We start from the raw sequence: 18,778 nt of genomic DNA on the forward strand, positions 1-18,778 counted from the left end.
TTTTGATTACTTTGTAGGACGTCACAATGAGTTTTAGTGATCACTTAGATAACTTTATTAAGCAACGGGAACAATTTGGCCACCAGCCAAATCGAATGCAAAAGCGCAATTCTTATATTGTCGTTGACGCAACAGATCAGAGCAAAGCACGTGAAGCTATGGCAAAAGAGCAAGAACATGCCACCTTACGTGCAGAGCAAGAAACAAAACAATATCATCAACGTATTCGTGGCCGCTGTGTACTCCCTAGTGAAGCACAAGCACAACAACAGCGTCAAAATGATACTCGCCCAGCAGATCCAGATCGCATTGCATACATTCAACAACTGAAAAAAGAGCTCAAACTAAAAAAATATAACACTGAATAACCTTGTGCTCTTAGAAAAAGAGCCTTTTTTACCTGATATATTCTTTTAGTGTCATTTTATCTTAATGATAGCGGTATTCTATTATCGTTATCATTAAGGTTATTCTCTTATTCATATAGCTTTTTATTACGATTCTTTTTCCTTTCTGATCTTTGTTGTCGATTATGCAAGTAAAGCAATGCAAGATTATTATTCTCACCCAATGAGATAATATCTCATAAACAATCGTTCATATTGAACTAATTTATCTTACCTATAGCTAATTATCTTTCCAAAATATTCATCAATAAAAAAATTCACTCACCTTTTATTGCTAATAACCGCAAAAAAAGCCTCTATTTGCTATTTTGTACAATGTTTAATAACTTTTTTTGTTTTTTTATCCCTCTTTTTCAAAGCCTAACCAATAGGATATCTATTACAAACCCTATTTTCTCAGATAATGAGAATTAGCACTTTTTTTTATATTACATTCACGACAACTAAATTTTCAATTTAACCTTTGCATTACAGCCTTTAAATAAAAAGAATGCCGTACCCTATACTAAAAAAACATTTAAAATAAAATATAACACCTTGATTATGAAAAATTAACAGCACAAGAGAAGTAAAAAAACGCACACTCAATTATGTTTATATTGATAATAAACACTAAAACACAATAAGATCGAACAACTAACAAAAAGAACCAAAAATTTAACAATAAACCATATAAAAAAACGACTACTCAATAATATCTAAATAGATAAACCGTAAAAACACCAACCATCTAACACGCTAGCAATTAAATAGCAATATGGTAAGAATGCCTTTTTGGAGTTAAAATTAGCACCAAAGAAGTAAAAAAGAAGATTTTAAATGACCACAACTATTCATGTTAATGAGCTCGAATCATTGCTCATCGCAATAATCGTGCTTTTTCTTGGCTACTTTATTAATACTAAAGTCAAGATTTTAAGAAAGTATAATATTCCAGAGCCAATTGTTGGCGGACTTGTCATTGCTTTTATTATCACCTTTTTCCATTTCCAAGGTTTTGACATTAATTTCAAGTTAGGTATGCAAGACACGTTAATGCAAATGTTCTTTGCAACTGTAGGACTTGCAGCAAGCTATAAATTGTTAATGAAAGGCGGTTCACGTGTATTCCTATTTTTAGGGGTAGCGACAGTCTTTATCATTATTCAAGATGCCGTCGGCGTAGGTATGAGTAAGGCGCTAGGTTTAGATCCGTTACTTGGCCTTATTGTTGGTTCAATCACTCTTTCAGGCGGTCACGGTACGGGTGCTGCTTGGTCACAAACTTTTGCTACCGACTATGGTCTAAATACGTTAGAACTATCAATGGCGGCTGCAACGTTTGGTCTGATCATGGGGGGTATCATCGGCGGGCCAATTGCACAACGATTAATCAATAAGCATAAGTTAAAATCTGATTTTGGTGAAAGTGGAAATCATCACATTGAACACCCAGACTTAATCACTTACAGCGATCGTGAAGAAGACCGCATAACCTCTAAAAATACTATTGAAGTATTATTTATTTTATTGGTTTGTGTTGCAGGTGCATCGCACTTTAAAGACTTTATTGATGGACTTGGCATCAGTGCATTACGTATTCCTGAATTCGTGTATGCCTTATTCATTGGTGTCTTTATTACCAATGTCTGTGAAGGCACTAAGTGCTATAAAATCAACAAAGAAACCGTTGATGCCCTTGGTACCATCTCATTGTCCTTATTCTTAGCAATGGCACTGATGAGCTTGCATCTGTGGGAACTGATGGATTTGGCCATGCCAATGTTGATTATTCTTGCAGTTCAGACGGTGGTATTAGGGCTGTTTACCTATTTTGTTACGTTCCGCGTAATGGGCAGTAACTATGACGCCGCGATTATTGCTGGCGGTCACTGTGGCTTTGGTATGGGCGCAACACCAACAGCAGTTATGAACATGGGTTCATTAGTGTCAAGAAATGGTCCATCACCACAAGCTTTCATGGTTGTGCCTATCGTTGGTGCTTTCTTTATTGATATCACTAACCTGCTAGTACTTCAGGGTTATATTAGTTTTCTTGGTCACTAACACTAACAACGCGTTCTAATACATTGAAAAAAGGGAAGATACTTTTTCTATTTATAGTTAAAGCATATCTTCCCTTTTTTTGTTTTAAAACTATTAACCGCTAGCCTCTTTGTAAGTTTCACCCTCACTTTTTTGCTGTTTTGTAACAAGGAATGTCTGACTAATATCATATTTTTTTTATGTTGTTACACTCCGCGCTCTTTCTAAAGTTTGACTTTAGTCATCATACTAAATCATTCTCTTATCGTTGTTTTTCTCTTTAATTTAACAACGCTAAGAATCAATTAATTGAGTTCTCTATGAAAAAATTTGATCGAGCTATACAGATCCTAGTAGCAGGTTTCTGTATCAACTTATGTATGGGTATCCTTTATGCTTGGAGTGTGTTTAAAAAAGCACTCGTTGTCGATTTAGGCTGGTCGAATGCGGACGCATCACTGCCTTACACTGTTGCAATTATTACTTTTGCTTTATCACTATTAGTTGCAGGTATTCTTCAAGATCGCATGGGCCCACGCCGCGTACTTATTCTGGGTACTGTAATGGTTGGTTTAGGCATGATCGTATCAAGCTTTGCAACCACACCAATGATGTTAGTGCTTACGTTTGGTGTTATGACAGGTAGCGGCATCGGCTTTGGTTACGCTTGTTTAAGCCCATCAGCAATGAAATGGTTCCACCCTTCGAAAAAAGGATTGGTTAACGGTTTAATTGCGGCAGGTTTTGGACTGGCGGCAGTTTACTTAGCACCACTAACATCAACACTGATTGCTGAATATGGCATCAACACTAGCTTCCTTGTTTTAGGTATTGCGGTATTGGTTATCGCTGTGCCACTCGCATTTACCATTAACAATCCACCAGCGGGCTATGTTCCTGAAGCACCAGCGGGTTATAAATCAACATCAACTAAGCCTGCTGATATTAATTGGCGTGGCATGCTAAAAACACCACAGTTTTACTCATTATGGGTAATGTTCGCATTTGCTTCAGCTGCGGGTTTGATGATCATTGGTAATATTACGTCTATTGCAGCAACACAAGCGGACATCACTGATGCCGCTTACCTGGTTGTAATTCTAGCTATTTTCAACTCTGGTGGTCGTGTTGCAGCAGGTATTATGTCAGACAAAATTGGTGGCGTTAAAACACTGATGATTGCTTTCGTAATGCAAGGCATCAATATGGTGATGTTTGCTACATTTGACTCTGAGTTCACGCTAATTATTGGTGCCGCTGTAGCGGGTGTTGGTTACGGTACATTATTGGCTGTATTCCCATCAATTATTGCTGATTTCTATGGTCTGAAAAACTACGGTGCTAACTATGGTGTACTTTACACCGCATGGGGTGTAAGTGGCTTTATCGGTCCTGTTGTTGCCGCATTCGCTGTTGATACGACGGGCACTTACACATTGGCTTATACGGTGTGTTCTGTAATGATCGCGGTTGCCGTTGTATTATCAGTTATCACTAAAAAAGTAGATACTGAAGCGCTAGAGAAAAAACTCGCTACGGCATAATCACTATTTAGCTTAAAATATTTAGCTTAAAAATAAAGCCCAACATCACGTTGGGCTTTGTCGTTTTACTTACGGCTATTACAACCTTATTTGTCTGATCTCCCATAATCATCACTGCATACGCTTTATTTCAAACCAATTCCCAACAAAACTAGACCTTTATATATATTTTCCTATACTTGTATTTGTTAATGTATTGTTAACGGCTTATTAATTATTAAGTTAGTAACGACATATTGCTTTAACTATTGACCAGACAAGGAAGGTACTAATGGCTAAAAAAATAACAGGTGTATTAGCAATACTTGCCGCATCTGCCACTCTATTTGCAGCGAATGTAAACGCCGCTGACAGCACACTTGATAAAGTTAAAAAACAGGGTTATGTCCAATGTGGTGTCAGTGCTGGCTTACCTGGGTTTTCAAACCCTAACGCTAAAGGTCAATGGGAAGGTCTTGATGTCGAATTTTGTCAAGCTATTGCTGCAGCAACATTAGGTGATAAAACCAAAGTTAAATATATTCCTCTCACTGCCAAAGAACGTTTTACCGCCTTACAATCAGGTGAAATTGATATTTTGTCACGAAATACTACGTGGACACTGCACCGTGATACCTCTCTTGGCCTTAATTTTACTGGTGTAAGCTATTATGATGGTCAAGGCTTCATGGTCAAAAAAGACATGGGAATAAAAAGTGCTAAAGAACTTGATGGTGCAGCTGTTTGTGTGCAATCAGGTACGACAACAGAGCTTAATTTAGCGGATTACTTTCGCGTTAATGGCATGAAATATAAACCTGTTGTCTTTGATACTGCACCTCAAACATCAAAAGGCTTTGATTCTGGACGCTGTGATGTACTCACCACCGACCAATCAGGCTTATATGCTCTACGCTTAAACCTCAAAGATCCAACATCAGCCGTCGTTCTTCCAGAGATCATTTCTAAAGAACCACTCGGGCCTGTTGTTCGTCAAGGTGATGATCAATGGTTCAATATTGTACGTTGGACACTGTTTACTATGATTAACGCTGAAGAATTTAATGTTACCTCAGCCAATGTTGAACAACTTAAAAAAGACTCAAAAGATCCCACTATCCGTCGCTTAATTGGCCTTGATGGTCCTAAAGGTAAAGGACTAGGATTAAATGATGATTGGGGTTTCCAGATAATTAAACAAGTCGGTAACTATGGTGAAAGCTTCCACCGTACTGTGGGTTTAGGCTCCCCACTTAAAATTGAACGAGGATTAAACGCCTTGTGGACCAATGGTGGTATTCAATACGCGCCACCGATTCGTTAATAACAACTATTAACAAATACAAAAGGGAGCTGTCATAGCTCCCTCTGTACATCTCAATGGATATGAGGATGTTGTATGGAAGTCCCCTCAAAGACGAATAGATCACAGACAAAATCTCGTCATCAAGACCTGTTTTATAATCCTACTTTTCGCGCCGTAATATTTCAAATTGTTGCGGTAGCGGCTCTGGCTTTTTTCTTTTATAGCATCATCAATAATGCATTAACTAACCTTGAAACACGTGGTATTGCGACTGGTTTTGATTTTCTTAGTCAAGAGGCAGGATTTGGTATTGGTTTAACGCTTATCGATTATGATGAAACCTTCAGTTATGGCCGAACATTTTTTGTTGGCTTGCTTAATACCGCGTTAATTGCCGTTCTTGGTGTCATTCTCGCGACAGTTTTAGGTTTTATTATCGGTATTGCCCGCTTATCACCTAACTGGTTAGTCAGTCGTTTTGCAGCTTTCTATATTGAAATTTTTCGTAATATTCCCTTATTACTGCAAATTTTCTTTTGGTACTTTGCAGTATTACAGGTTCTACCCTCGCCAAGACAAAGCCTCCAGTTTGGCGACAGTATTTTCCTTAATGTACGCGGTTTATCAGTACCAAGCCCTGTTTTTGAACAAGGCTCTAGTATGATATTTATCTCACTGCTTATCGCGTTAATCATAGCAATGAGTTATCAATATTATGCAAAGAAAAAACAACAAAATACGGGTAAACAATCTCCAGTATTGATTGTAAGTCTCGCGGTTATTATCTTACTACCGCTATTGGCTTTCTTTGTTAGTGGCAAGCCGATCAGTATTGATTACCCCGCGCTCAAAGGATTTAACTTCAGTGGTGGTATTACAGTGTTACCAGAGCTCGCCGCATTGTTACTCGCACTCAGTATTTATACCGCGTCTTTTATTGCTGAAATTGTTCGATCTGGCATTAATGCCGTCAATCATGGTCAAACTGAAGCCGCTGAAGCATTAGGATTAACCCGTAATAAAACATTGCGCTTAATTGTGATCCCACAGGCCATGCGGATCATCATCCCTCCCCTTACCAGCCAATATTTAAACCTCACTAAAAACTCCTCGCTTGCAATGGCAATTGGTTATCCTGATTTAGTGTCGGTATTTGCTGGCACCACCCTCAATCAAACAGGGCAAGCGATTGAGATTATCGCGATGACAATGGCGGTTTATTTAAGCCTAAGTCTCATCACATCACTGCTGATGAATATCTATAACAAAAAAATGGCACTGGTTGAGAGGTAACCATGAGTAAACATCAATTTCTTCCCGATTTAGCCCCACCCGCTAACACTGTGGGCATAATAGGATGGTTACGCCAACATCTTTTTTCTTCGTTTTTAAACACGATTATCACCCTCATTTTAGGTTATTTTGCTGTTATCGGTGTCTGGGGGATCCTTGATTGGGCATTCATTAATGCAAACTGGCAAGGTAACTCTCGCGATGCCTGCACACTAAGTGGCGCATGTTGGACATTTATTAAAGTACGTTTTGATCAATTCATGTTTGGCTTCTACCCCAGTACCGAGTTATGGCGACCTAAATTATTTTATGCCACTTTAGCCATTTTTATTACTTTACTCGCTTACGAAAAAACCCCTCATCGCGGTTGGATTTGGCTATTTTTCGTTAATATTTATCCATTTATGGCAGGATTTTTACTGTACGGTGGCATTGCGGGTTTACCTGTTGTCGAAACACACCTTTGGGGCGGCTTACTGATCACCTTAGTTATTGCCATTATTGGTATTGTCGTATCGTTACCCATCGGGATTGTATTAGCCCTTGGCCGCCGATCAGAAATGCCGATTATTCGTAGCATTTGTACGGTCTATATTGAAATTTGGCGCGGAGTCCCATTAATTACAGTCTTGTTTATGGCATCAGTGATGTTACCGCTGTTTTTAAGTTCTGAATTAGAAACCAATAAGCTCATCAGAGCCTTAATTGGCGTAGTGCTATTTAGTGCTGCTTATATGGCAGAAGTGATTCGAGGTGGTTTACAAGCTATCCCTAAAGGCCAATATGAAGCCGCAGATGCTTTAGGGCTAAGCTACTGGCGTAAAACCTACCTTATTGTGTTACCACAAGCGTTAAAAATCACTATTCCTTCGATTGTAAATACCTTTATTGGATTGTTTAAAGACACCAGTCTGGTACTTATTATTGGTATGTTTGATGTATTAGGCGTTGGACAAGCCGCCAACAGTGATCCTGAATGGCTAGGCTTTGCTACTGAAAGCTATGTTTTTGTTGCTTTCGTTTTCTGGATTTTTTGCTTTAGTATGTCTAGATACAGTATCTATCTAGAAAATAAATTACATACTGGACACTAACATTAGCAAGGATTGCATAATGAAAAATACTAATGACACCACCGCTAATTCTGATAACACGCAGTGGGTGATCGAATTAGCGGATGTAAACAAATGGTACGGTCAATTTCACGTTCTTAAAAACATTAACTTACAAGTGCGTAAAGGTGAAAAAATCGTTATTTGTGGTCCATCAGGATCAGGAAAATCGACCATGATCCGCTGTATTAATTATTTAGAAGAACACCAACAAGGAAAAATTTCAGTTACAGGGCAAGACATTACCGGAGATTTAAAAAATATTGAGCTGATCCGCAAAGAAGTCGGCATGTGTTTTCAGCATTTTAATCTCTTCCCTCATCTTACAGTCTTAGAAAACTGCACCTTAGCGCCTATTTGGGTTAAGAAAATGCCAAAAAAAGAAGCGAATGCGCTAGCAATGCAATATTTAGAGCGGGTTAAAATCCCAGATCAAGCGCACAAATACCCCGGTCAACTTTCAGGTGGACAACAACAACGGGTCGCGATTGCACGTTCATTATGCATGAACCCACAGGTGATGTTATTTGATGAGCCCACTTCGGCGTTAGATCCTGAAATGGTACGTGAAGTATTAGATGTGATGGTTGAGCTTGCCAATGAGGGAATGACAATGTTGTGTGTAACCCATGAAATGGGATTTGCACGCCAAGTTGCAGATAGAGTTATATTCATGGATCAAGGTGAAATCATTGAAGAAAATAACCCCCAAGACTTTTTTGATAATCCAAAATCTGATCGAACCCAACTTTTTTTACAACAAATATTGCACTAATAGTATAAAATACCACCATCAATATGAACACTAAGTGATGAAATATTTGGTTACAACTTAACAATAAATAGTCATTACTGCCGTAAGTATTTTAATCTTCAAACACTTATAATGTGCTTCATGGCAAACAAATCACTCTATAATGAGGCTTAGACTTGCAATTTATAGTGTTTAGCCTCATATATAGCTCTAATAGAATTAACATAACTACCCTAAGGGGAGCACTTATGAACGAACGTATGGTTAATCGTGACAGCGGTTACGCAGGCGTATTGTCAACCAATAAGGTTTTACGTAACACTTATTTCTTACTATCGCTAACATTGTTGTTCTCTGCTGTTGTTGCAGGTATAGCAATGGTTATGCATTTACCCCGTGTTCACTGGATTGTGACACTGGTTGGTTTCTACGGCTTAATGTTCTTAACTGAACGTAATCGCGATAGCAGCTTAGGCCTTGTATTCGTATTCGCACTAACTGGTTTTATGGGTTACACCCTCGGCCCGATCCTGAATATGTATATGGGTGCTGGCATGGGTGACACTGTAGTAACAGCCCTTGGTGGTACTGCACTGACATTCTTTGGTTGTTCAATTTACGCACTAACAACTAAGCGTGATTTATCATTCCTTAACGGCATGCTAATGGCTGGTTTTATCGCAATCCTTGTTGTAATGGTTGCGAATATCTTCCTAAAAATGCCAATGTTGTCGTTAGCAATTAGCGGTATGTTTGTATTATTCTCATCTGCGGCAATTTTATTGACTACACAGTCAATCGTTCGTGGTGGTGAAACAAACTATATTTCAGCAACAGTGACATTGTATGTTTCTATCTACAACCTGTTCTTGAGCTTGCTTCAGATTCTTGGTGTTGTGAATAGCAACGACAACTAATCACTAGTTATTAATTGCTTATATTTAGCGATAAATCATGAAAGAAGCCTGCCTTGATGCAGGCTTTTTGTTTTTTACTTGCAGGTAGACCTACGAATCACTATTCTTGCTGCGTTAGCAATAAAGAGGTCTATCATGCTTGAATTTAACGGTGTACAAATCGACACTGACGCCCAGGGTTATCTTAAAAATGTTGATGATTGGTCTGAATATTTAGTTGCATTACTTGCAACAGAAGAAGCGATTGAATTATCTGAAGCGCATTGGGAAGTTATTCGCTTTGTTCGAGAATTTTACCTTGAATTTAATACTTCACCTGCGGTTAGAATGCTTGTAAAAGCAATGGCAAAACAATACGGTGAAGAAAAAGGCAGTTCACGTTATCTGTATCGTTTATTTCCTAAAGGCCCAGCAAAGCAAGCTACTAAACTTGCTGGATTACCTAAGCCTGTGAAGTGTATTTAAGATATCATTCTAAAAACCAAACATAGCGACAACAACTTACTTTATGTTTGGTTTTCTTTTAAATACTAATGATATCGCGTTAATTCATTTTAAACCCATCTTGATGCTGCCAGGCTAATGTTTCCGTTGTTAGCTGTTCAACCGTTGCTGTTTTGGGGCCATGCCGTAGCCAATCAATTAACGTATCAATATTCACCTGCTCCCCACACGCTAAGACTTCAACACTCCCATCAGCCAAATTTCTAGCGTACCCCGTCAAATCAAGCATCAACCCTTGATGAGCAGTATGAAAACGAAAACCCACCCCTTGTACATGCCCTATTACTCGCGTTTTCACACAACATCGCGCCATGATAACCCCTATATATTGTTATATCGCCCATGGCATTATTTTAGTCAAATAATAGCAACAGACTGATCGTTAACTCACAAAATCTATTGATGCGATGATCAAGTAACGTCGTTTATTTAACACCCAATAGCGGTTTTATATGCCGACTTAGACGTTTTCATTTGATTTTACGTAGCCAGAGCAACATAATACGCCCCCACTCGAACTCCATACTGGGCATGTCATGACAGCTTCTATTTATTTGGTAAAAGGCCGTGAAAAATCACTACGCCGTCGCCACCCTTGGATTTTTTCTCGCGGTATTGATCGTGTAGAAGGAAAACCTGAACTCGGCGAAACCGTTGATGTTTACGATAACAAAGGCGAATGGCTAGCACGTGGTGCTTATTCTCCACAGTCTCAAATTCGCGTTCGCGTATGGACATTCAACAAAAATGAAGCCATTGACGTTAACTTCTTTGTTAACCGCCTTAATGCCGCACAAAGTCTGCGTGATGTCTTAGCGGCTCGCGATGGTCTTACTGGCTACCGCTTAATTGCGGCTGAATCTGATGGTCTTCCTGGTATCACTATCGATCGATACCAAGATTACTTAGTTTGTCAGTTATTAAGTGCTGGTGCTGAAGCACAGCGCGACGTACTGATTGAAGCATTACGACAGTGCTACCCTAGCTGTAATATTTACGAACGCTCAGATGTATCTGTTCGTAAAAAAGAAGGCTTAAAACAACGTACAGGCGTTCTACACGGTGAAGAGCCGCCTAAGTTTGTTACTATCGAAGAAAATGGCGTTAAAATTAACGTTGATATCGTTGGTGGTCACAAAACAGGTTTCTATCTTGACCAACGTGATAGCCGCGAAGCATCCGTTAAGTATGTCAACGGTAAGCGCGTACTAAACTGCTTCTGTTACACTGGTGGTTTTGGTTTATACGCTCTAAAAGGCGGCGCAAGTGAAGTTATTAACGTTGACGTTTCTCAACCAGCACTTGATACAGCGCAGCTTAACGCAGAAATGAATGGTTATCCGGTTGAAAATGCACAGTTTGTAAACGCTGATGTGTTTAAATTACTGCGTGAATACCGTGAACGTGGCGAGCTGTTTGATGTTGTTATCATGGATCCACCTAAATTTGCTGAGTCTAAATCTCAGCTCGTAGGTGCTTGTCGTGGTTACAAAGATATCAACATGCTAGCAATGCAGATCCTAAACCCGGGCGGCATGTTATTAACATACTCTTGCTCAGGTTTAATGGATAACGGTCTATTCCAAAAAATCATTGCAGATGCTGCACTTGATGCGCATCGTGAAGTGCAGTTTATTGAGCGTTTCAGCCAAGCAGCTGATCACCCGCTAGACAGTGCTTATCCTGAAGGTTTCTACCTTAAAGGCTTTGCGTGTTACGTCAAGTAAGCACTTATTTAGCCTAGATATACATCAAACCCAGTCGACGCTGGGTTTTTTTATGCCAACAAAACGGTTATTGATCCATTAAATTCGATAGTTATTTGTCAATGCAGTAATTATCAGAATACAATAGCCTCACTATGCTTAATACACATTATTCATTCTACGCACTCAAAAGGAATCGACATGAAACTACGTACAGCCCTACTTTCTTTAGCTGCGTGTAGCATTAGCTTTTCATCATTTGCTGATGTAACACTTAACCTACCACAATCTGCTGAACTGGTTCTCGTCAATGGCGTTAATGCTCAAGGGAATGCTCCCCAAACATTGAATAACGGTAACAACCAAATCGCTTTTCGTTACGATAAAAACTACCGTGAAAATGGTGATACCCACTTATTTCGTTCCGAAGTAGTTGTAATGACATTCGCTGGTAATGATGCGACGTATACTCTTCAGCTACCGAAAATTTCAAGCGCTTACCAAGCACAAAAATTCAACAGTCAACCGACGCTACATTTATTAGCGGCAGATGGCAGTGAAGTGGCCTTTAAACATGATGTATTGATCAAAGACGGCCTTCAAATTAGTCGTAATTTTCAACAAGAAATTGCACAATATAACTTAAGTAAAGCCCCTGCAGCATTAACTTCTGCCATTACTGCTAATGAAATGCAACGAGCACAACAGCAAGTAAGCCCTGTAGAAAAGGCGGGAGAAATAGACCAAGATTACGTCACTAAGATGTTGAATTATTGGTATAATAAAGCAGATACAGCAACTCAAAAACAGTTCAAGAAAAGTATTAATAACTAACGATTTTTCGTCTGATACCTCATTGTGTGTCAGCAACTACCAATTCAGAATTAACAAACTTTCCTTATTATATATCCCAGCATCTAATAATAAGGGAAGTGGTCACCTCCTCAAGTCATCACTTTTCCCATTGCCGATGATGACCACTAAAGCACCAATCATTAACTTCTTCTATCGATAACCACCGTTAAACGTAGTGATAACAGTTAGAGTAACTTTTTTGATATTTAACCTATACAACAGCACAGATATTATTAATAGTATCTACGTGTTGTCGCTTAATAAACTGAACAACATAAATAATCATTATTTCTTTTTCTTCATCTTATATTCAGGTTTATTTGTTTTTGTTTTCTTCCCTCTTTACTTATTTTTCTTTATATTCCTATTTTATTATTATTTTTAATATTTTTAAAATGTTAAAAAACTAAAGCAAAATATAAAAAATAATATTAAAATCAATAAATTAAAATAATAAATCACTTTGTGAGCGAGCTTTTTTTAGCTTCAGATTAATCTAACTTCATTGCGTTAATTAAATGATGTTCATATTAATAAGCCTTTGTTATCCATGATTAAATTAAACCTTAATTTAGCAAAAAACATATTAATAATATCTACAGACTACGCATGCAATACCATTAAAATCTTCTTTTTTTATTCTTATTTATGATAAAGTACCTCCCATGCTTAATTGCTAACCAGTTCTGAAACCTCTTTAAGAATAGAACGAATTAAATGAAAAAAGTTATTTACCTATTTCTATTAATGGTATGTCTTTTACCATTAACAGCGTCTGCACATGTTCTCAATACTGAGCATAAAAATACAGACATCGTCGCTGATTATGTTTATCAAAAAGCCGACTTAAAAGGCAAGATTGATTACAATGTATTCAAAAAGGCTTTTGTTGCTTACAATAAAACCCGTGGGAAAAAGAAATCTTTATTAACGATTATTGATTACAGCAAGCCTTCTACCGAAAAAAGATTTTATGTTATTGATTTAAAATCGAATAAGTTACTTTATCGTACTTATGTATCACATGGCGAAAACAGCGGTCTCTTAATGGCGGATGAGTTTTCTAACCGTGTTAATTCACACAAAACGTCACTAGGTACGTTTTTAACTGAAGGTACATACAATGGCGGTAATGGCTACTCATTAAAACTGAATGGGTTAACTCGAGGCGAAAATGATAACGCACTAAAACGCTTTATTGTTATTCATGGTGCCAAGTATGTTTCTAAGTCATTCATAAAACGTAATGGTTATCTTGGTCGTAGTTGGGGTTGCCCTGCAATTCCAACCTATTTAACAAAGAAAATAATTAATACGATTAAAGGCGGTAGTGTTATTTTTGCTTACGCGTAATACACCTCTTTAAATAAAAAGCTTTTAGTCGTAAGATTAAAAGCTTTTTTTGTATCTAAGATTTCACAATATTAAAGCTGGATATTTGATCGTATGCTTAATTAATCACTATTAGCAAGATATCAGAGAGTACAGGAATTAATATGAATAAAGCCTTAGTTATCATTGACTTCATTAATGACATTGTCGATAAAAATGGTAAAATACCAAGCTGTGCGGAACAAGTCAGTGCTCATCATGTCATTCATAACGCCAATATTGCGATACAATGGGCAAGAGAAAACAATGTACCTTGTATCTTTATCAAAGTTGGCTTCCAATCCAGTTATCTTGAATTACCCCATCAATCACCAATGTTCGGTAAAGCACAACAGTATCGAGCATTAGAATTAGGTCATTGGGGCACAGACTTTCACCCAGATCTTAATGTAACAGAACAAGATATGGTGATCATAAAATCACGCGTCAACCCTTTCTATAACACAGCATTAGATAGCGTCTTACGTGCCAATGCGATAACGGATGTGTACTTTTGTGGTGTAAGCACGTGTTGGGCGATTCAATCCGCCGTTCGAGATGCCCATGATCGTGATTATTGTGTCCATATTATCAGTGATGCTTGTACCTCTGCGACAGAACAAGATCATCAGCGTTCTTTGGCTATGCTCGCAAGGATCGCAACCTTACACCAAGCAAAAACACTCACTCATCTATAATAGCGAAGAATAAAGACAATAGTGGATAATAAAGACGCTTTAAGCTCATGGATATAGCCTCTTTATACAGAAACTAGAACCATACCAACGCGATACTCGTGAAGTTTAATTTATTTATAAATACTAATTTTTACCTTTTAGATAATCATAACCACCTTCAACAAAGGTAAATATGAAAAAATCATTCACAAACAATAGACACAAAAAAAACCGTGACGTCATGTCACGGTTTTTGTAGTAGAAAACATGACTTAAATATCATCTTCCCAAGGCATATCAGGCAAAGCAACAAGGTTTTCACGGTAACGTTTTAAATCAAACTTACCGTCATTTTTCATCACGTCAAATACTTCAATAGAAAGTGCACAAGCAATCATCTGCACCGCTTCATCACGTGCAGTACCTGTCATCATCAAGCGCATTAACGTTTCTTTAACCACTAATGGGTTACCATCAGCTAACTGATTTTCTACTGTTTCAACTAGCATATCGCCAGTCATAATTTCTTCGTTTTCCATCATAAACCTATTTGAATTATTTCAATCATGCGTAATTTAACATAGGGAATTATTACCACAAAATAATTGCCTGTTTTACAGCGTATTAATCGATAATTTATCTTTAAATAGCACGTCTAATAATGGTTTTGCTGCGACCATTGAATTAAAGGTATGATCAGCATCAGTATTGATTAATGAAGGATGTGCGTTAATTAATAAACAATAAATATCAGCATTTTTTGCTGATTGTAACCCCGTTCGACTATCTTCAATAGCAACAGCCTGATGAGAGTTGACTTTCATTGCTTGGCAAGCCTGTAAATAGACATCAGGGGATGGTTTATTATTGATGACTTCATAACCACTAAATACTTGGTCAAATAGATCTAGCCAACCATGTTGCTTCAATACACCTTCAACATAATCTCGCGGCGCACCAGTAACAACGGCCATTGGTACTTTTCCTGAAAAAGCGTTAAGCACATCATCAACCCCAGGCAATGCAGGAATACCCTGCTGACGAATTTTCGCCTCTGTTAACGCTTCCATTTCAGTTGTAATTGTTACGGTATCTACATTAAGTTGATAACTATCAATAAAATGCTTAGCAATTTTCGGCCAAGTAACACCTGCATAATATTCAATAAAATCTTCAGCTGTCAGTGTTACACCATACGTCGCTAAATAGGCACTCCAGTTATCAGCATGAAACGTTTCAGAATCAACCAGCGTACCATCAAAATCAAAAAAAAGAGTTTGCATTACTTACCAAATAACATTGTATATAAATAAAAAAGCTGTCTTTATAATATTCTCATGTTATGAATAACAGCCATATCGTAATCACTATTGTACATCTAAAACCATATTCTGATTGCGCTCTTTGAGTATAGTAATTGCATCATCAATCGTCACTGCAGGGCTATAGTAGAATCCTTGAATATAATAACATGACATCTCAGATAAAATATCTAATTGCGCTTGTGTTTCAACACCCTCAGCAACAACCTCAATCTTTAATTTCCGACTAAGATCGATAACCAATGACACCAACATTTGACTCTCTTTACTGTGTTCAATATCAACAACAAAGCTTCGATCAATCTTAATAAGATCGGGTTTAATATCAATAATGGCAGCTAACGATGAATAACCCGTACCAAAATCATCTAATGAAATCGCAATACCACGAGATCTAAACGCCGAAAGAATATCAATAATGTTTTTACCGTCATCAAGAGCTGTTGATTCAGTAATTTCAATCATTATCGCGCTATAAGGCAAGTTATAGTTATTGATTGTTTCAAAAATATATTCTTGATTATGTTGTGAAAACTCTTTCACTGAGTGGTTAATTGAAAAAACGACATCGGTAAATCCACTGCGATGAATACGATCTAAATCAGCACACGCTTTTTCAAAGACTAATTGGCCTAACATACCAATTAAACCGTAACGTTCTGCAATAGGAATAAAGATCCCAGGACAGATGAAGCCCTCTTGATCATCATACCAACGTGCTAATGCTTCAAATTTACACACTCTGCCCGTTTTATTATCAACAATCGGTTGATAGTAAACTTTTATTTTTTTAGTGTTGATCGCAGATTTTAATTTATCGCGTAATTTTAATTTACTAATATATTCATGCTGTAATTGTTGGTCATATACACAAACACCATTACGACCGAGCCATTTTTGTTCATACATCGCATAGTCAGCATTCTTAAGTAAAGCTTGGTGCGTAGTACCACTTTCAGGGTACGATGATATACCGATGCTAATAGTTAAATTTATATCAATATCATTACATTTAATCGGCTGTGAAATAATATTCACTAATTGATTAGCAATACCTTGAGCATAATTAATATCTTGCTCTTTAATTAACACCGCATATTCATCACCACCATAACGACAAATAACACTGTGCTCACACACTGTCTCTCTAAGAATAGTAGCCACTTTTTGTAACACTTTATCACCGAAATCATGCCCGTAAAGATCATTAAAAATCTTAAAGTCATCAAGATCAATAAATAAAAGTGAGCACACTGACGCCGGTGAATTATCTGCTGATACATCATTAATTTGATCGATGTATTTTTCTACTTTTTCAATAAAACGGCGACGATTCATTAACCCCGTCAGGGTGTCATTATTTGCTAATAGTTTTAATTTCTTTTCAGTTTTCTTGCGAGAGCTAATATCATGAAAAACACCAACATAATTAATCACATTATGATCATCTTCAATTTTATTGATTGTCATCTCTTCTGGGTAAATGACACCGTCACTACGTCGATTATGCAACTGTCCTTGCCACGTCCCTTGTGTTTCAAGGCTACGCCACATTTTCTGATAAAAGGCTAAATCATGATAGCCTGATGCTAATATACGAGGGTTTTTACCAATAACATCATCATGACAATAGCCTGTTACTTTTTCAAAGGCTTTATTAACTGAAATTATATTATTATCTTTATCGGTTATCACAATACATTCAGACGTATTATCGTAAACTGTTTTAGCAAGGGTTAATTGTTGTTCTGCCATTACGGTATCTGTTATATCAATTAAAATACCAACAACGCGGTTATAATGATGACTACTGCTAGATTCTATAATATTACCTTTACAATTAAACCAACGACAAATTTTATCATTGCTGCCTGATTGTAATCTAAATTCAACATCAATAGAGGTTACGTCACCATTACGTAAATTGGAAAAACATTTAATAACAGCAGATCGATCATTTTTATGAATCATGATAATCCAATCATAAACACTATTAACATTAGTTTCATTTATACCTAAAATATCCCAAAACTTAGGTGATGTTAATAATATTTTTGTTTCTAAATTATATTCCCATATACCTTCCGTAACGGCATTATATGTTACGCTTAATTTATCAGATGCTTGATCTAATTTATTTGAAAGATAATAAAATTCGGTAATGTCTTGTACAATACCTTTGACTAAGGTTGCAATGCCATTTATATCACGTAGTATATGACAATGTTCGCGTAAGTATTTATTTTTACCTTCGGCTAAAACAATTCGATAAATAACATTATAACTCATGCTATTGCTATCTAGCATATCACGTCTTAACTCAATAACTCGAGTACGATCATCAGGGTGAATATATTGATTCGTCGTTGTCTCGTTAGGCGTAAAACTCTCAGCCTCACATTGAAATATTCGATAGATTTCTTTACTCCAATAAGCACTACCCGTTACGATATCAACATGAAAATTACCAAATTGAGCTTCTTGTTGACATTCTTCCATTTCACAAAGCAATTTTTTTTGCTCTGATAGCAATGCTAAATATTGCACATCAGAACCAAGAATATCACCAAGAACTTGACACCATTCACCATGCTGTTCTTCAGAAAAAAAATAAGGATGTTCAAATAAGCATCCAATAACACCTACAATTTCTCCACGTCTAGAAAATATAGGTATACCAAGATAATGTTGTAATAAATAAGGAGTAATTATCTGATTAAATGGATATGTATGTGGAATATTATTAGAAAAAAAATAAGGTTTTCCAGAAGATATCATCTTTTCACAAAGAGAGTTATTAATTAAATATGTGAATACAGGATTCGAAAAATGATCTTCAATAGAATAAGCTAAAGATGTCGCTTTATGCTGATTTTTATCAAAGTAAGCAATATAACAATGTGCAGGCTGTAACGTTTCATACACAGTATGAAGTGCTTCTTGTATAAACTCACTACCATAACTGTTTCGTTTTAGTGCTTTTAATGTTGTAACCATAAATAATCA

Annotated in this window: 17 protein-coding genes; 13 read left to right on the forward strand and 4 right to left on the reverse strand. The window is 37.0% G+C overall.

The window, feature by feature from the left end; all coding sequences use genetic code 11:
- Positions 1-26: 26 nt before the first annotated feature.
- The 9 genes from BTO21_RS06340 to tusE all read left to right on the forward strand — a co-directional run bounded on the left by BTO21_RS06340 (position 27) and on the right by tusE (position 9,802).
- Positions 27-368 carry a hypothetical protein gene (locus BTO21_RS06340; protein ID WP_045030604.1) on the forward strand — a complete coding sequence of 114 codons (342 nt, stop codon included), beginning with the start codon at positions 27-29 and terminating at the stop codon, positions 366-368.
- Positions 369-1,226: 858 nt separating this feature from the next.
- Entirely contained in the window at positions 1,227-2,453 is a 1,227-nt protein-coding gene (gene gltS, locus BTO21_RS06345; protein ID WP_045030602.1) for a sodium/glutamate symporter, read from the forward strand.
- Between the two features lie 299 nt (positions 2,454-2,752).
- Complete coding sequence (locus BTO21_RS06350) at positions 2,753-3,976, forward strand: L-lactate MFS transporter (RefSeq protein WP_045030600.1); 1,224 nt, start codon at positions 2,753-2,755, stop codon at positions 3,974-3,976.
- Positions 3,977-4,247: 271 nt separating this feature from the next.
- Positions 4,248-5,279 carry an amino acid ABC transporter substrate-binding protein gene (locus BTO21_RS06355; RefSeq protein ID WP_045030598.1) on the forward strand — a complete coding sequence of 344 codons (1,032 nt, stop codon included), beginning with the start codon at positions 4,248-4,250 and terminating at the stop codon, positions 5,277-5,279.
- A gap of 75 nt (positions 5,280-5,354) precedes the next feature.
- Entirely contained in the window at positions 5,355-6,554 is a 1,200-nt protein-coding gene (locus BTO21_RS06360; protein WP_045030596.1) for an amino acid ABC transporter permease, read from the forward strand.
- A 2-nt stretch (positions 6,555-6,556) separates the two neighbouring features.
- Positions 6,557-7,648: an amino acid ABC transporter permease gene (locus BTO21_RS06365; protein WP_045030595.1), complete on the forward strand. Its 1,092-nt coding sequence runs from the start codon at positions 6,557-6,559 to the stop codon at positions 7,646-7,648.
- 19 nt (positions 7,649-7,667) lie between these two features.
- Complete coding sequence (locus BTO21_RS06370; RefSeq protein ID WP_045030593.1) at positions 7,668-8,441, forward strand: amino acid ABC transporter ATP-binding protein; 774 nt, start codon at positions 7,668-7,670, stop codon at positions 8,439-8,441.
- Positions 8,442-8,668: 227 nt separating this feature from the next.
- Positions 8,669-9,337 carry a Bax inhibitor-1/YccA family protein gene (locus BTO21_RS06375; RefSeq protein ID WP_045030591.1) on the forward strand — a complete coding sequence of 223 codons (669 nt, stop codon included), beginning with the start codon at positions 8,669-8,671 and terminating at the stop codon, positions 9,335-9,337.
- A gap of 135 nt (positions 9,338-9,472) precedes the next feature.
- Entirely contained in the window at positions 9,473-9,802 is a 330-nt protein-coding gene (tusE, locus tag BTO21_RS06380; RefSeq protein WP_045030589.1) for a sulfurtransferase TusE, read from the forward strand.
- A 79-nt stretch (positions 9,803-9,881) separates the two neighbouring features.
- Here the strand turns inward: tusE and yccX are convergent, their stop codons facing one another.
- Positions 9,882-10,154, reverse strand: a complete 273-nt coding sequence (gene yccX / locus BTO21_RS06385) for an acylphosphatase (RefSeq protein WP_045030587.1) — start codon at positions 10,152-10,154, stop codon at positions 9,882-9,884.
- Between the two features lie 223 nt (positions 10,155-10,377).
- Between yccX and BTO21_RS06390 the strand changes: the two genes are divergently transcribed.
- The 4 genes from BTO21_RS06390 (at position 10,378) to BTO21_RS06405 (ending at position 14,471) form a co-directional block, all read left to right on the forward strand.
- On the forward strand, positions 10,378-11,568 hold the full coding sequence (locus tag BTO21_RS06390; protein ID WP_045030582.1) for a class I SAM-dependent methyltransferase: 1,191 nt from the start codon (positions 10,378-10,380) through the stop codon (positions 11,566-11,568).
- A gap of 180 nt (positions 11,569-11,748) precedes the next feature.
- On the forward strand, positions 11,749-12,381 hold the full coding sequence (locus BTO21_RS06395; protein WP_045030580.1) for a YccT family protein: 633 nt from the start codon (positions 11,749-11,751) through the stop codon (positions 12,379-12,381).
- Between the two features lie 738 nt (positions 12,382-13,119).
- Positions 13,120-13,755: a murein L,D-transpeptidase catalytic domain family protein gene (locus BTO21_RS06400; RefSeq protein ID WP_045030578.1), complete on the forward strand. Its 636-nt coding sequence runs from the start codon at positions 13,120-13,122 to the stop codon at positions 13,753-13,755.
- A gap of 143 nt (positions 13,756-13,898) precedes the next feature.
- The gene (locus BTO21_RS06405; RefSeq protein ID WP_045030576.1) at positions 13,899-14,471 is read left to right on the forward strand and encodes a cysteine hydrolase family protein; all 573 of its coding nucleotides are present in this window, start codon (positions 13,899-13,901) and stop codon (positions 14,469-14,471) included.
- Between the two features lie 251 nt (positions 14,472-14,722).
- On the opposite strand, the gene BTO21_RS06410 is transcribed toward BTO21_RS06405, so the two are convergent.
- The 3 genes from BTO21_RS06410 to BTO21_RS06420 form a co-directional block, all read right to left on the reverse strand.
- Complete coding sequence (locus tag BTO21_RS06410) at positions 14,723-14,989, reverse strand: hypothetical protein (protein ID WP_036794193.1); 267 nt, start codon at positions 14,987-14,989, stop codon at positions 14,723-14,725.
- A 75-nt stretch (positions 14,990-15,064) separates the two neighbouring features.
- On the reverse strand, positions 15,065-15,733 hold the full coding sequence (locus BTO21_RS06415) for an HAD family hydrolase (RefSeq protein WP_065208269.1): 669 nt from the start codon (positions 15,731-15,733) through the stop codon (positions 15,065-15,067).
- An 84-nt stretch (positions 15,734-15,817) separates the two neighbouring features.
- On the reverse strand, positions 15,818-18,769 hold the full coding sequence (locus tag BTO21_RS06420) for a bifunctional diguanylate cyclase/phosphodiesterase (RefSeq protein ID WP_105026733.1): 2,952 nt from the start codon (positions 18,767-18,769) through the stop codon (positions 15,818-15,820).
- Positions 18,770-18,778: the final 9 nt, after the last annotated feature.

It is taken from the genome of Photobacterium phosphoreum (assembly GCF_002954725.1).
GTDB classification, from domain to species: domain Bacteria; phylum Pseudomonadota; class Gammaproteobacteria; order Enterobacterales; family Vibrionaceae; genus Photobacterium; species Photobacterium phosphoreum.

Excerpts from the sequence above, each read along its gene's own strand:
- BTO21_RS06340 (WP_045030604.1), top strand. The coding sequence starts at position 27 with ATGAGTTTTAGTGATCACTTAGATAACTTTATTAAGCAACGGGAACAA.
- gltS (WP_045030602.1), top strand. The coding sequence starts at position 1,227 with ATGACCACAACTATTCATGTTAATGAGCTCGAATCATTGCTCATCGCA.
- BTO21_RS06350 (WP_045030600.1), top strand. The coding sequence starts at position 2,753 with ATGAAAAAATTTGATCGAGCTATACAGATCCTAGTAGCAGGTTTCTGT.
- BTO21_RS06355 (WP_045030598.1), top strand. The coding sequence starts at position 4,248 with ATGGCTAAAAAAATAACAGGTGTATTAGCAATACTTGCCGCATCTGCC.
- BTO21_RS06360 (WP_045030596.1), top strand. The coding sequence starts at position 5,355 with ATGGAAGTCCCCTCAAAGACGAATAGATCACAGACAAAATCTCGTCAT.
- BTO21_RS06365 (WP_045030595.1), top strand. The coding sequence starts at position 6,557 with ATGAGTAAACATCAATTTCTTCCCGATTTAGCCCCACCCGCTAACACT.
- BTO21_RS06370 (WP_045030593.1), top strand. The coding sequence starts at position 7,668 with ATGAAAAATACTAATGACACCACCGCTAATTCTGATAACACGCAGTGG.
- BTO21_RS06375 (WP_045030591.1), top strand. The coding sequence starts at position 8,669 with ATGAACGAACGTATGGTTAATCGTGACAGCGGTTACGCAGGCGTATTG.
- tusE (WP_045030589.1), top strand. The coding sequence starts at position 9,473 with ATGCTTGAATTTAACGGTGTACAAATCGACACTGACGCCCAGGGTTAT.
- yccX (WP_045030587.1), bottom strand. The coding sequence starts at position 10,154 with ATGGCGCGATGTTGTGTGAAAACGCGAGTAATAGGGCATGTACAAGGG.
- BTO21_RS06390 (WP_045030582.1), top strand. The coding sequence starts at position 10,378 with ATGACAGCTTCTATTTATTTGGTAAAAGGCCGTGAAAAATCACTACGC.
- BTO21_RS06395 (WP_045030580.1), top strand. The coding sequence starts at position 11,749 with ATGAAACTACGTACAGCCCTACTTTCTTTAGCTGCGTGTAGCATTAGC.
- BTO21_RS06400 (WP_045030578.1), top strand. The coding sequence starts at position 13,120 with ATGAAAAAAGTTATTTACCTATTTCTATTAATGGTATGTCTTTTACCA.
- BTO21_RS06405 (WP_045030576.1), top strand. The coding sequence starts at position 13,899 with ATGAATAAAGCCTTAGTTATCATTGACTTCATTAATGACATTGTCGAT.
- BTO21_RS06410 (WP_036794193.1), bottom strand. The coding sequence starts at position 14,989 with ATGGAAAACGAAGAAATTATGACTGGCGATATGCTAGTTGAAACAGTA.
- BTO21_RS06415 (WP_065208269.1), bottom strand. The coding sequence starts at position 15,733 with ATGCAAACTCTTTTTTTTGATTTTGATGGTACGCTGGTTGATTCTGAA.
- BTO21_RS06420 (WP_105026733.1), bottom strand. The coding sequence starts at position 18,769 with ATGGTTACAACATTAAAAGCACTAAAACGAAACAGTTATGGTAGTGAG.